We start from the raw sequence: 13,901 nt of genomic DNA, 5'->3' as shown, positions 1-13,901 counted from the left end.
TTTACAAGGATTTGGAAAAATGACGAGCAGAACGCCAAACAATGAGCCAATTTCGTATCCGATTTTTACGGTGCGCTGGTTGGCAGTTCATACTTTAGGTGTCCCAACGATTTTCTTTTTGGGCGCGATCGCAGCAATGCAATTTATTCAACGATAGGAGTTTACAATGCCTGAGCGCGTTCCTAATCCCAATGAGCAGCCGGTCGAGTTAAACCGGACTTCCCTTTATTTGGGTTTGTTGCTGATTTTTACTCTCGGGATTTTGTTCTCCAGTTATTTCTTTAATTAACTGGTTTCTGAGTTCGATCTCTGTGGTTCAATTCAATTTGTTTAGCTGTGAATTAGTGAGGTGATCGCTATGTTTAGTGAAAGTGGCAGAATTCCTTTGTGGCTGGTAGCTACTGTCGCAGGCCTCGGTGCTCTGAGCATTTTGAGCCTTTTCTTCTACGGTGCTTATGCCGGTTTGGGTTCTTCGATGTAAGGACTATCTGGCGTATTTTACGCCTAAAACCCCCCTTGAAAAAGGGGGGTTTTAATATGATTTTAGATTTGAGATTTGAGTAACTGTAGGGTGCGTCGCCATCGACAATCCCTAAATAAAAATAGAAAATTTCGCAGCGACGCACCTGGCAAAATATTCGAGTACACAAGCCCAAGGTTTTTTAACAATATTTTTTATAAAGGGTTTCAATAGGTAAACCGCATATAAAAAGCAGATAAACACATAAAAACGCAGATGATTCCCAAATAAAAAAGTATCTAAAATCTACAATCATGAATCACAATCTCAAATCTCAAATCTCAAATCTCAAATCTCAAATCTCAAATCACCTAAACTGTGGGGCAAATCCTGAAAATAGCCAAAAGTTGCGAGTAGAATGGTGCAAGAGCCGATCGCTCGATCGTAGTCCATAGCGAAATATGACCCCACCGCAGCCGCCCCGCAAACCTCAAACCGTCTTGGGTGCGATTACCCAAGCAGTCCAGACAATTGCCAAGGTTAATTTTAACCAGCTAGCCCTGAAACCGAATGCCAAAGTACCCGAACTGTGGGTGCAGGATGCGGGTGCAGCTAAAGCTGAGGTTTATCCGCTATTGGGCGATCGATATTTGTTAGGTCGATCGTCCAAAGCTTCAGATATTGTAGTTCGTAACCCCGTTGTCAGTCACGTCCACCTATCCCTAGCGCGGGATACTCGGCGGCGAACACCTTTTGTAATTAAAGACGAAGACTCTACCAACGGCATTTACAGCGGCAAAAGGCGAGTTAAAAGTATGTCCCTGCGTCACGGAGACGTGTTCACATTAGGGCCGCCGGAACTCGCCGCCGCCGTCAGAATTCAGTACGTAGATCCGCCACCTTGGTATGTGGAACTTGTGCGTTACAGCTTTTACGGCGTCAGCGGAATCACCGCTTTGATTGCGCTCTTGGTAGGTGCTGAATCGACCAAGTTTCACGTGCGGCCTCTCCCAAGAAGCATCAACGGCCCGGTGATTGTTTACGCCCGCGACGGTCAAACTCCGCTGCGTCCCCCTCAGAATAACGCTCACTTAGAATTAAAGAAATTGCAGGATTTTTCGCCTTATTTATCCAAGGCGGTACTGGCTTCGGAAGACAGCCGCTACAACTGGCACGTAGGGGTAGATCCGATCGGCGTTTTGCGGGCACTGTTGACGAATGTGCGCGGGGGAGGAATTCGCGAAGGCGGCAGCACTCTGACGCAGCAGTTAGCCCGGAGTTTGTTTCGAGATTATGTAGGTACTCAAGATTCGGGGGGACGCAAGTTCCGGGAAGCCGTAGTCGCGTTGAAACTGGAGACTTATTACAGCAAAGATGAGCTGTTGCTGACTTATTTAAATCGAGTGTTTTTGGGAATTGACCTCTACGGTTTTGAGGATGCGTCTCGATTTTATTTTGCCAAGTCGGCGAAGGATTTGAGTTTGTCTGAGGCGGCGACTTTGGCGGGTATTTTGCCCGGGCCAAACAGTTTCAATCCGATTCAAAATTATCAGTTGGCGGTGCAGTATCGCGATCGGGTAATCGAACGAATGCGTGCGATGGGGACAGTTTCTCAGGAAGAAGCCGATCGCGCGAGGCGATCGCGAATTGACATCAATCCCAAAGCCCGCCAATACCTCCAAAGTACGATCGCGCCTTATTTCTACAATTATGTCTTTGACGAATTGGAGTTTTTGTTGGGGGAGCAGTTAGCCAGAGAAGGGAATTTTATTGTAGAAACAGGCTTGAATCCCAGCCTGCAAAAAGTAGCTGAATCTTCCCTCAAAAATGCCGTAGAAAATGCCGGAGCCAGTGCTGGTTTTTCTCAAGGAGCAGTCGTAACTCTCAATACTAAAACAGGAGAAGTCTTAGCTTTAGTTGGGGGTGTAGATTATTTGCAAAGTCAGTTTAATCGAGCTACCCAAGCATTGAGACAGCCCGGTTCTACATTTAAGATTTTTACCTATACAGCCGCCCTAGAACGTGGCATACCAGCCAGCAAAACCTATTCTTGCGAGCCGCTTTCCTGGGGCGGACAAAATTACAACGGCTGCGCCAGAACCAGCGGCAGTGCTGATATGTATCGGGGTTTAGCACAGTCGGAAAATCCCATTGCTTTAAGAGTCGCCCAAGATGTCGGCTTAGACAATGTAGTGGAAATGGCCCGACGTTTGGGAATTACCTCTCCCCTGCGTTCTTCCCCCGGTTTGGTATTAGGTGAAAGTGAAGTTAATGTATTGCAATTAACGGGTGCGTTCGGGGTTTTGGCAAACCGGGGTTTGGGGAATCGCCCCCACGTAATCAAGCGAATTATTGACAGCAGCGATTGCAAAGATCGCAATGATTTTAAAAGTTGTCGGGTGATTTATGACTATCAACAAGATGGGATTGCCAACAGGCAGTTAGTTTCTGAAGCCGTAGCAGATACGATGACTGATATGCTGCAAGGAGTGGTGCGGGGAGGTACGGGTAGCAGTGCGGCTTTGGGGTTGGGAGAAGCTGGAAAAACAGGCACGACTAATGATAATAAAGATTTGTGGTTTGTCGGTTATATTCCCAGCCAGCAACTGGTGACAGGAGTTTGGTTGGGAAATGACGATAATTCTCCGACGGGCGGAGGTAGTGCAAATGCGGCTCAGTTGTGGGGGGAATATATGCGGCAGGTGGCCCGTTGAAGATAGGTTCGTAGTGAGGACTTTAGTCCTTCTTTTCCACTTGTGTAGGGTGTGTCGCCATCAAAAATCCGTAAATTAAATCGACAATCTCATGGATCCGCACCTTAAACAATAGTTGAGGAAAAAACCCAACAATTGTTGTGTAGCAATTTTTAGACAAATCGTATAATATCACGTCCGGTCGATTACCATAACAAAAACAGTTTGTAGTGTGGACGCCAGGACGCAGTATGTTGCGTCCTGGCGTCCACACTACGAACGGTCAATTCTGTTTGTTAGGCGCGTCGCTATGAGATTGTCTGTGTTTTTTTGGGGATTTGTCCAGGGCGACACACCCTACAACTGCGTCCTGGCGTCCTCACTACGAACGTTCAATTCTGTTTGTTAGGTGCGTCGCTATGAGATTGTCTGTGTTTTTTGGGGATTTGTCTAGGGCGACACACCCTACAACTGCGGACTAAAGTCCTCACTACGAACCAATTTTAGAGTTGACTTAAATGTGGGAAACAGGCCGACAGCCTGACAATATTGAGTGCAGATTGACGACATTTCCGATTACGGCGATCGCAGGTGCGGCAAATTCAGTTGTCTCAACTTGCTCTACAATTGTACTCAAAGTACCGATCAATTCTTCTTGTTCCGGGCGCGTTCCCCAGCGCACTAAGGCTATGGGCGTTTCTGCGCTCAATTCGGCTGCTGTTAACTGGCCGATAATGTAAGGCAAATTGTGGATTCCCATGTATACTACAATGGTTTCGGAGCCACGGGCGATCGCCTGCCAATTTACCTCTGGCCGATATTTTCCCGCTGATTCGTGGCCGGTGACAAAGGTGACTGACGAACTGTACGATCGATGTGTCAGAGGAATTCCCGCATAAGCCGGGGCCGCAATTCCCGAAGTGACACCGGGTACAACTTCTACAGAAACTCCAGCTTTTACCAAATCTTCCATTTCTTCGCCACCGCGCCCGAAAATAAATGGATCGCCGCCTTTGAGACGAACTACGATCGCATTATCTTGAGCTTTGTCTATCATTAGCTGAGTAGTTTCGTCCTGCATTAACGAGTGACGCCCTTTGCGTTTGCCGGCATCAATTCGTTCTGCTTGGGGGTTGATGACTGCCAAAATTTGAGGGCTGACTAAGGCGTCGTAAATCACCACATCTGCACACTCTAACAGAGCTTTTCCCTTTAAAGTCATCAAGCCCGGATCTCCGGGGCCTGCACCTACTAAATACACTTTACCTAAAGACATTTTTCTGGATTCCTTTACGTCTTCTGTGTCTCTGCGGTTCATTTTTGAATTAAATCCCGAATTAAATCTGCTAATTCCACACTTGCGCCTAGAGGATTTGCGAGATGAAGTTCTGCCGTGGGAAATTGCTGCTGTAGCTGCTCGACATTTTTGGCGATCGCATCTGTAATTCCTCCATTAAATAAGAAGTATGGCACAATTCCTATTTGCTGCTGTCCACCGCGAACCAAATTATCAATTTGTGATTCCAAACTCGGTTGTACTGACCAATAAGCTGGCTGTGCGCCGAGTTGGCTGGCGATTTCTTCAACTGTTGAGTTACCTCCAGGGCGGCGGCTACCGTGGGATAGTAAAATCCATTTTGGCGATAACAAATTGGGGAGAAAAGCTACCTCTTGCATCTGATTTTTTAGCAAGTTTGTTAAGCCTGCTGCTTGGGAACCTAAATGCGGGCGCACTTCTATTTTTAGTTTGGAACCAAAAGTTTTTTGGGCAATTTCCACCTCTGTCGGGATGTCGTCGGCGACATGAACTCCCGGTAACAAAAATACGGGGAGAATTTGCAATTGTGTAAATCCTAGCGACAGGGTATGCTCGCCAAAACTGCAAATTTGTTCGTGGAGTGGCGCGGGGCCGAGTTCTAGGGTAGCGGTGGCTACTGCGGGGAAAGAGTCAGCCAAATTTTGAGACACCAGTTGGCTGAGGTTTTCCAAAGCTACTTGGGGTCTGGGGTCGCGGCTGCCGTGAGAAACTAATAAATAGGTCGATCGCAATTTCAATAGGGATTTGATGTTAATGGTCGATGATGATTTCAAATAATTATAACACCAGAGGGTGCGTGAGTTAAAAATTGCTCGACATTTCGCCGACATCTCTCAACTCACGCACCCTACACAACTAAACAACTCTCTAATTAACCTTTGGGAGCAGGATCGGCGACGTACTTGAAAGTAGGTTCAGAGTTCAAAGCATTGGGTTCGTCCTTGCCATCACTAGACAAGTTAAAGAACAAATCTACTGTTGAATCTGGCGCGATATTTCCGAACAGCGGATCGGTGAGTTTGCCCATTGCTTGCAGAGCATTCATGAACATTTGAGTGTGGGAAATTTCCCGAGTCAGCAAGAAGTGCAGCGTCTTTTTGGTTCCGGCATCCGGCGCTAGTTTAATCAATTCTTCGTAGGTTTGGCGAGCTCCTGCTTCCGCACCGATATTAGCGCGCAAATCCCGCACGACATCGCCACCTTCGTTGACATAAGCCCCCGTCCAAGCTTGACCTTGGCTGTCCAACAAATGCGGGCCTACGCCGCGTACAGCAAACAAAGTGCTTTTGTAAGCATCTGTTTGATCGACATTTTTGGTGTGAGCTTCGATCAGTTTACCAACCATTTCTAAGTGGCCGAATTCTTCGATCGCAATATCTTGGAGCATATCCTTAATCTCTGCATTTTCACAGTGAAAGGACTGCACCCAGTATTGCAGAGCTGCTGTCAGTTCTCCGGTGGCTCCGCCAAACTGTTCTAGCAGCAATTGAGCAAAACGGGGGTTGGCTTCATCTACTGTTACCGGAGACATTAGTTGCTTTTTGTGAAAAAACATCGATCGATACCTCTTTTTAGTTCTGTTGTTACAGTCGTCAGATTGCCGACTTGTATCTGTGTTTACCTTCAGCATCCATTGTGCGACAAGCGAGATAGTCGAACCTCGCTCGGTGGATACATCTAGCGTGAGCTATTTCTCTGCTTTCAGGTAGATTTAAAATATAAAATTTTGCTGAGTTATTGGGTACACAAGATTACGATTTAGCAGCCTCGTTATTGTCGCATTCGGTTAATTTTGCTGACAGGGCATCGAGGTGCCGCAGCCACTGAATGCCGCCTACCCAACTGCGAGATGGCAGGTGTCCGATTGGTGCTTGCTGAGTAAATTTAAGTTGTCCTGGACTGGTAGTTGAATTGTAGGTTTGCCAATTTACCCGATCGCAAAATCTGACATAATCTCCCTTGACGCTTTCGTAGATTTGCTTTTGGATGCTGAAGCCAAACCGACCTTGACTGTAGTGCAGCCACAGGCGATCGACTGTTTGCAAATCTGGACAGGGTAACTTATAAATTTGGCTGATTTCTAGCTGAGTTCCCGGTGTCAGCGACAGACACTGACACATTACAGCCCAAGTTTCGCGATCGGCTTCTTTCCAATTTTTAGTTGACAAAAAATCCCGCAGTTTGGTATAATCAACTCCAGTTTCTGAAACCAGGGTGGAATCAAAATTAGAAATCGCAGATAAGGAAACGGTTTCTGCGGAATTGGCGGCGGATTTTGTTGACAAAATCGGAGAATCGGGAGTTAGCAGCGCTTTGAAATAAGGCGAGTTGTCGGTATGATTGAGATTAGGAGCGATCGGCTGTTTCGACCAAACCAAATCTCGATCGCGAATATGTAAAACTGCATCGATATCTTGCAAAACTTCCCTCGCAAAACTGTAGCGCTGACCAAGATGGATGTGCAGCAATTTATCTAAAATCTCACCTAACTCGGCGCTAATAGTCGTACCTTTGGGGAGAAACTCTCGCCACCACCAGCGCTCGGTTTTACACTCGTACATATCTAAAGGCGGAACCTGCGTCATCAGGCGAATGCAAGTAACACCTAAACTGTAAAGGTCGCTAGCAGGAAATACTTTACCGCGCATTTGTTCGGGGGCGACATAATCTTGACTTCCGATGAGCGTTGCTGAACGGAGTAAAGCTGAATCAGTCAGCAATTTGGCAATGCCAAAATCGATCAATACGAGTTTGTTGTCGGACAGGCGGCGGATAATATTTTCGGGTTTGATATCGCGGTGAATGACACGCTTGTCATGGATAAATTGTAGCACTGGCAATAAATCTTGCAGCAGTTGCCAAATTTGATTTTCATCCCAGACACTCTGCTCTAATTCTTCTTTGAGAGTCGGCCCGTCTATAAACTCTTGAACTACATAGATATGCCCTTCTTGTTCAAAGCCGGCTAATAATGTGGGAATTTGCGGGTGTTTTCCCAGTTCGTCTAAACGGACGGCTTCTTGGTAGAATAATTCCAGGGCTTTGTTGAATATGTCTGGATCGCGATCGTGAAAATAAAATTGCTTGACTGCACAGCGCGGTTTCGATGGGATGTCTTCATCGATGGCTAGGAACGTTTTGCCAAATCCACCTCTACCTAAGAGTTTAATCGGGCGATACCGCTGTCTCAGCAATAGGTTAAAGCCGCAGTTTAAGCAAAGTTTTTCGGTTGCGGAATTTTCGGGATTTTGACATTGTGGGTTGATACAGTAACTCATATCGATTTGAGATTTTGGATTTGAGATTTTGGATTGTGAAGAAGTTTTTTTTAAATGCACCGCGCTCACTAGCCTCCTTCCTGCGCGCCGCGGAGGAAGAGAGATCAAAGGAGAAAATTAGTTGACAATTGACGCACACATGGATATAAGGCTATTCTAATCGGCTGGGCCCAATCATGATGTTGTACGGTGTGCACTGCCCCAAGCTGACACAGATTTTGGCGCCCAAATGCTTGCTGCGCGGTCGTTTTACTGACATTTCGAGATGCAACTGGCACATTAAAAAAAGGTACGTTGTTGCGCTGTCTTTACTCTTGACGCCACAATGTACCTAAAAAATCGTTTAACTATTGTGACACTTGCGTCGAGGACTGACTCGGTGGACTATGGCGCAGGAGAGGCGCGAACAAACCAGTTTCTGACCGCTCGTGCGATCGCCCAAACGGAAAATTGTGCTAAACTCTTACTGCGCCGGGAATTTGAGGCGCGATCGCTCGCTCGGTTCAGGGACGCTGAAAAAAATTTTGAAATTTTTTGGCTTTACCCCCTAGACTTGTGCTGAGATGTGATGCTATAGTTAAAAACGTTATGGCGAGTGTAGCCAAGTGGTTAAGGCAGTGGTTTGTGGTACCACCATTCGTGGGTTCAATTCCCATCATTCGCCCTTTTGATTCTCAAAAATTAGAGGCAGAGCCTCTAGATCTGCGTTACTAGGCAGAGCCTAGTAACGAGTTAGTAACTGGTTCCTAGGCTCTGCCTGGGAACCAATGTCTAGAGGCTCTGCCTCGCTTGTTTGGGAAAATTAGAGCCAGAGCCTCTGGATCTGCGTTACTAGGCAGAGCCTGGTAACGAGTGATTATCTCAGTACAAGTTCCGATATGCTAACCTTAAATCCAATCTAAAATCTAAAATCCAAAATCTAAAATCAAAGTATGCCATCTTTAGTAACAGAAGATTGGGGATATAAATTTAGTGGCGATCGCACAATTAGTAAATTTATTGGTCAAGTTGAAGGAGAAGCAGCTTTAGCGAAATATTGCGATTGGGAATGCAAAGAGCGTGCGGAAGTTGTAATGTCGGAAATAGCCGGCGCATCCCACAGTCTTTTCTACGTGCGGCGTCAAAAGGTAAATGAGAGATTTTCTGAAGAGGAAATCTGGGAATTGCTGATTGCTACGGATCGAGATGATTTTGAATTTCCCGAATTGCTGCAAAAAGCCGATCGCACTTTGCGCTTGTTAGCAACTGTACGCACAGAAGATGGAATCGGCGGCTTAAAACTGCTGGATGCTGGATTGGTAGCGACTCCTAGAGGTAGAAAAGATGGCTATGCTTTGCCGGTACAGTTGCGACTTTTGCCGAAAACTAGATCGCCAATTCCCGCAAAGTCGATCGCCCGCATTCAACAAATGCCTTTCTGGAACGACAGACACATACCAACTACCGAACAATTAAAAGTTTGGCATACTTTCTTAAATGTGGAAAAACGCATCGCCGAAGCGCGTCAATTTTGCGTACCTTTCCGCGCGCACAACTACGGTTCCGGCTTCAAAATCGTTACTTTTGAAATCGATCCTAATTCTGCAACTCTTGACGGCTACGATGAGAATCCCTTACAAGTTGGCGACTTTCGGGAAAGGCTGAAACAAGCCAGAAATGAAGACATTATTTTGTTTGATTCGCCGCCCGGAAGCAGAAGTGGGCGTGACGGCGAGACTTTGGGTAGCATTGCCGAAATTGAGTTCGATCGTGGTAAGTTACGGATTAAGTTAGATGTTGATTTAGGCGATCGCATGGCGGGCGGCCGATATCAACTTCCCAAACAAGGATTTTTGTATTTTGAGGCGGCTGGCGACATCAGTCAGATCGATCGCAAAAAGAAAGCTTTAAAAATGCTGGCGGATGGCCGCGCTCAAAATCCGTATTTAAGCGAATTTTTATTCGACTCTTCCCAGGCGAGAATTCCCGACAAGCTGGTAAAATTGGAGCGGGAAAATTTATTAAATCGCAATGCTAACGATGACCAACTTGCGGCGGTTGAAATGGTGTTGTCGGCGCGGGATTTAATTCTGATCCAGGGCCCTCCGGGAACCGGGAAAACCACGGTGATTGCGGAAATTTGCTATCAAATTGCGCGTCAGGGCGGGAAAACTCTGATTGCTTCCCAAGCAAATTTAGCCGTTGATAATGCTTTAAGTCGGTTGGTTCACAATCCGGCGATTCGGGCTTTGCGGAAGGGAAAAGCTCATAAGGTACAGGAGGAAGGGCAGCCGTTTTTAGAAGAAAATGCGATCGGCACTTGGCTGCAAAATACGGCGATTGATTGCGAACAAAAGCTATCGCAGCGCCAAATTAATGTGACATCTTTGCGGCAGTTGGTGGCATATTTCGACAGATTTAACGCCTACTCTGCTGCTGAGAGAGCTTTTTTCAAGGAACAAAAACACCTGCACGACGGGAAGGCAGATATTGAGGAAAAGTTGACCGCGCAAACAGCAGCGTATCAATTAAGTTTAACCGCCAAAAGCGAGATTGCATCTTTGGTTGACGGACTGGCTAATCTGCTATCAGCGCCGGAGATTAACTGGGAATCTTCGGAAGTTGCCGAGTTTATGCCGAAACTAAAACCCTATTCTGAAGGCAATGTTTTAGTCGAAAACTTTATGGCAAATGTGCGGATTTGCGTCAACCATGCTACTCAAATTGGATTGGATCGCCCGATGTGCGGTGCGTTTGGGATTGCGGTTTGGTTGCGGGAAACTGTAGCACCGCAAATATCTGATCTTAAGATGGCGGGCGATCGCGCCGAGGAAGTTTGTCACGCTATGTCAACGGTTGCGGAGTCTTTGCGGGTGTCGCAACCGTTGTCGGATGCAGTGAATCAGCTACAATTGGGCGATCGGCAAAATCAGACACACCGCCACAATCTCGAACATAAAATCAGTAATTTGGAACTGCGAAAAGCCGAAATTGCCGCCGTTGTTGTCGCCGTTGCAGAGTGGATCGAGACGGCGGATACGCAACTTTATACAGTTGTGCAATCTTGCTGGGAAACCGGCGCGATATTGACCGATGAAATGGTAGCATTGCCTCCGGGACTGTTGAAAATTGCGCGATCGCTCAAATTGCCGATCGTCCCGCCGAAGTGTAAAATCAATTTGCCCGATTTAGAAAGACTGCAAAAGGCGGTATCCCACGAAGCTAACGGCGGTTATCAGGACATTCAAGGGCAGCAGTTCCGGTTTAGCGAGTTTTTGCACCTAAATTTGAGTCAAATGCCGATCGTGCTCGCTGCGGGCGATCGGGCGCAATGGCAACAACTAGCCAAAGACTTCGCCAGCTATGCCCAAATCAGTGCCACCCAGCGCAAATTTATTATCGAAAAAGCTGACACTTTCTTGAGTAACATCCAACAATTTTACAGTGAAGCATTGCAGCCAAATCAAATTCAGGCAACTTGCGATCGCCTAGTCAAAGAATTGCTGCACACCATCCTCGGAAACGCCCGCCAGTGCATAGTTCCCCTAAAAACCGAAACCGAACAACAACTAATTAAACAGCAACAATTATTAGATAAAATCGGTCAAACCGTCAGCCAGCAGCAAATATCCGCCGCCCAACTTCAGGTAGAAACAGCGCAGCAAGAAGCGAACTTAAAAATTAGCGAAGTTACGAATCAATTGCAAGCAATTGTCGAACTGCCCGACGTACCGGAAAAATTGCGGATTCTCGCCCAACAATATCTCGCCCAAAAGTCGAATATTTGGGAACAACCGCAGCAGTTTGTCAAGCAAGTTGACATTTGGAAAAGTAGCATCATTCAACTTGAGAAATCCATTGCTGACTTAGATCCGTTCGCCATTTTGGAAGTCATCAAAACTACTCTTGACGAGCAATTATCCCCGCTGGAAATTGCCGCGACAACTGCGCAGCAGCAACTCGCACAACTTCAAACGGAATTGAGCGAAATTACAGCTCAACTGCAACAGCAACAACCAGCGGCAGAATTAATCATAGAGAGAAGTTGGTGGGAATCAGCATGGCAAAATATCCCGAGTAAATACCAGCCAGAAGTTCCCAGTACGGGATTGTTCAGCGTAGATTTTTTAAGCAAAATCAAGCGATTGTTCAAACATTGGCAGCGGGAATTAGAACGAGAAGAAATAGCCTTAAATCGCTCTCAAGACTTTATGACAGATTGGATTCAAAAACTCCGCAATCCATCTGAAAAAGACCGCAACGATCTAAAGCAAATTTATATTGACAATGCCAACGTCATCGGGATTACCTGCGTGCAAGCCGCCAGCTTTGATTTTAGCAAAAACTTTCCCAGCTTTGATGCAGTCATCATTGACGAAGTTAGCAAATGCACTCCACCAGAGTTATTAATTCCGGCTTTGAAGGGCAGAAAATTAGTATTAGTCGGCGATCACAGGCAATTACCGCCGATGTTCGATCGCAGTACGATAGACGATATCGCCGAAGACATCGGCTGTACCGGAGATGAACTTAGCTTTATCAAAGAATCGCTGTTCAAAATCTTGTTTGAAAGTGCAGGCGACGGTATCAAAAAAATGCTGACAACTCAATACCGAATGCACCCGCAAATCATGGGCGCAATCAATCAGTTTTACCAACAAAAGCTCAATTGCGGGATTCTGGAAGCAGACACGAGGCGCGCGCACCATCTCGCAGGTGACATAATTCAGGAACACAATCACATCCTGTGGGTGAAAACGCCCGTGGGACAAGGGTTTGAGGAGGAGAAACAGGGTACTTCCAGGTTGAATGTGAAAGAGATAGATGCGATCGAGCTTTTGTGCGAACAGATGGAAATCGCTTGGCGGCCTAAAATGGTAGAGGGTGAACCACCGAAGGAAATCGGAATTATAACTTTTTACGGTGCTCAATTGAACGCAATTAAAGACAGGATTGAAGCCGAAAGATTCCCATCTTTGAGCATTCGTACTGGTACGGTTGACATATTTCAAGGCATGGAAAGACCTGTGATTATCGTCAGCACAGTATGCAATAATGTTAGAGGGGATATTGGATTTGCTAAGGAACCGGAACGGGTGAATGTGGCTTTTTCCCGCGCCCAAGAATTGTTAATAGTTGTCGGCTGTCACGATTTATTTACCCAACAAACAGGTACTGTGGGAAAAATGTATCAGGAAGTTTCAAAAACGGTGCGTCACTGCGGAGGTTTTGTAGATGTCTCTAACGTCATCGGCTAAATTAATTGACGCGAATTTAACTTCGCTAGCCGCACAAATTGAGGAACAAAACCCTGGTTTGTCGGTGTTGGCGGCGCGTCAATTCCGCTTTGCTATCCGCCAAACTCCGCTGGAAGTGGCGGTTAGCGAACCTCGCGAGTTTAATGTGTTGGAAGAGTTCATTTTGCGGGCGAGTGTTGAGTTCGATCCCGCGCCGACTTTGCAGGAATTGGCGGATTTGCTGGGGTTGGATGAGATTTTTGTGAAGACTGCGGCGACGACTTTGGTTAATTTGGATATTTTGGAGGTCGCGGATCGTGGTAAAATTGCGATCGCCCCGCAAGGTAAAGATTTTGTGGAAAAAGGTGCAGTTAGTCGATCGCAAATCCAATCAATTTACGCCATCTCCGATCCATTAAACCAAACTCTCACCTTCAAATTCGAGGCTGTAGCAGCAGAATCAATCAACTTACCAGATTTAACAGACTTCGTATCCCTCGAACATAAAATTACCGACCTTGCCGACTTAAGCATAGCAGAAATCCAGCCGCTGATCCAAGCTTCCGGCTTAGGGATTCACGTCCCCGAAAACGGCAAAATCGTCTCTAAGTGCGATGTCGTCGGCGATGATGTGGATATTTGGCAAATTGTATCAGTTTTTGTGTTGCAGGATGCGATCGAAAATAAAACTACCATCCAAGCCAGACAGGGAAAACAAATATTAGAAACCGCATCAAATCGGCTGAATGAGCTAGAATCTCAGCAGAAAGTGTTGAATGAATTGTGCAAATCCACCGCAGAAATCCCACAACCTGAGTCAGAAACAATCCCGGTTCCAAAAACTCGCAAACAGACATCAAAAAAGAAACGCAAAGAAATCTAGTTGGGAAACAAGTAATATGCGGACTAAAGTCCTCACTACGAACCAGGCTTGTA

Annotated in this window: 10 protein-coding genes and 1 tRNA gene; 7 read left to right on the top strand and 4 right to left on the bottom strand. The window is 46.3% G+C overall.

What is annotated here, in order from left to right:
• Positions 1-19 precede the first annotated feature (19 nt).
• The 4 genes from psbF to QUB64_RS13535 all read left to right on the top strand — a co-directional run bounded on the left by psbF (position 20) and on the right by QUB64_RS13535 (position 3,174).
• Entirely contained in the window at positions 20-157 is a 138-nt protein-coding gene (gene psbF, locus QUB64_RS13550; protein WP_006635504.1) for a cytochrome b559 subunit beta, read from the top strand.
• A 9-nt stretch (positions 158-166) separates the two neighbouring features.
• Positions 167-289: a photosystem II reaction center protein L gene (locus QUB64_RS13545; RefSeq protein ID WP_172190234.1), complete on the top strand. Its 123-nt coding sequence runs from the start codon at positions 167-169 to the stop codon at positions 287-289.
• Positions 290-358: 69 nt separating this feature from the next.
• On the top strand, positions 359-481 hold the full coding sequence (locus QUB64_RS13540) for a photosystem II reaction center protein J (protein ID WP_293175784.1): 123 nt from the start codon (positions 359-361) through the stop codon (positions 479-481).
• 440 nt (positions 482-921) lie between these two features.
• Positions 922-3,174, top strand: a complete 2,253-nt coding sequence (locus QUB64_RS13535; RefSeq protein ID WP_333272584.1) for a transglycosylase domain-containing protein — start codon at positions 922-924, stop codon at positions 3,172-3,174.
• Between the two features lie 493 nt (positions 3,175-3,667).
• Here QUB64_RS13535 and cobA read toward each other — a convergent pair whose 3' ends face one another.
• The 4 genes from cobA to QUB64_RS13515 form a co-directional block, all read right to left on the bottom strand.
• Positions 3,668-4,471 (bottom strand): uroporphyrinogen-III C-methyltransferase, encoded by an 804-nt coding sequence (gene cobA, locus QUB64_RS13530; protein WP_333272582.1) that lies wholly within the window; start codon positions 4,469-4,471, stop codon positions 3,668-3,670.
• On the bottom strand, positions 4,468-5,208 hold the full coding sequence (locus QUB64_RS13525) for a sirohydrochlorin chelatase (protein ID WP_442921661.1): 741 nt from the start codon (positions 5,206-5,208) through the stop codon (positions 4,468-4,470). Before QUB64_RS13525 ends, cobA begins: the two co-directional genes overlap by 4 nt.
• A 134-nt stretch (positions 5,209-5,342) precedes the next feature.
• On the bottom strand, positions 5,343-6,026 hold the full coding sequence (locus QUB64_RS13520; RefSeq protein WP_333272579.1) for a manganese catalase family protein: 684 nt from the start codon (positions 6,024-6,026) through the stop codon (positions 5,343-5,345).
• A 196-nt stretch (positions 6,027-6,222) separates the two neighbouring features.
• Positions 6,223-7,749: a serine/threonine-protein kinase gene (locus QUB64_RS13515; protein ID WP_333272577.1), complete on the bottom strand. Its 1,527-nt coding sequence runs from the start codon at positions 7,747-7,749 to the stop codon at positions 6,223-6,225.
• 591 nt (positions 7,750-8,340) lie between these two features.
• Between QUB64_RS13515 and QUB64_RS13510 the strand changes: the two genes are divergently transcribed.
• The 3 genes from QUB64_RS13510 (at position 8,341) to QUB64_RS13500 (ending at position 13,848) form a co-directional block, all read left to right on the top strand.
• Positions 8,341-8,413, top strand: a tRNA-His gene (locus tag QUB64_RS13510).
• A 268-nt stretch (positions 8,414-8,681) separates the two neighbouring features.
• On the top strand, positions 8,682-12,986 hold the full coding sequence (locus tag QUB64_RS13505) for an AAA domain-containing protein (protein WP_333272573.1): 4,305 nt from the start codon (positions 8,682-8,684) through the stop codon (positions 12,984-12,986).
• On the top strand, positions 12,964-13,848 hold the full coding sequence (locus QUB64_RS13500; protein ID WP_333272571.1) for a hypothetical protein: 885 nt from the start codon (positions 12,964-12,966) through the stop codon (positions 13,846-13,848). The genes QUB64_RS13505 and QUB64_RS13500 overlap by 23 nt, the downstream gene beginning before the upstream one ends.
• Positions 13,849-13,901: the final 53 nt, after the last annotated feature.

Source organism: Microcoleus sp. Aus8_D2, from assembly GCF_036702665.1.
GTDB lineage: Bacteria > Cyanobacteriota > Cyanobacteriia > Cyanobacteriales > Microcoleaceae > Microcoleus.
This window is presented reverse-complemented; position numbering and strand designations above follow the sequence as displayed.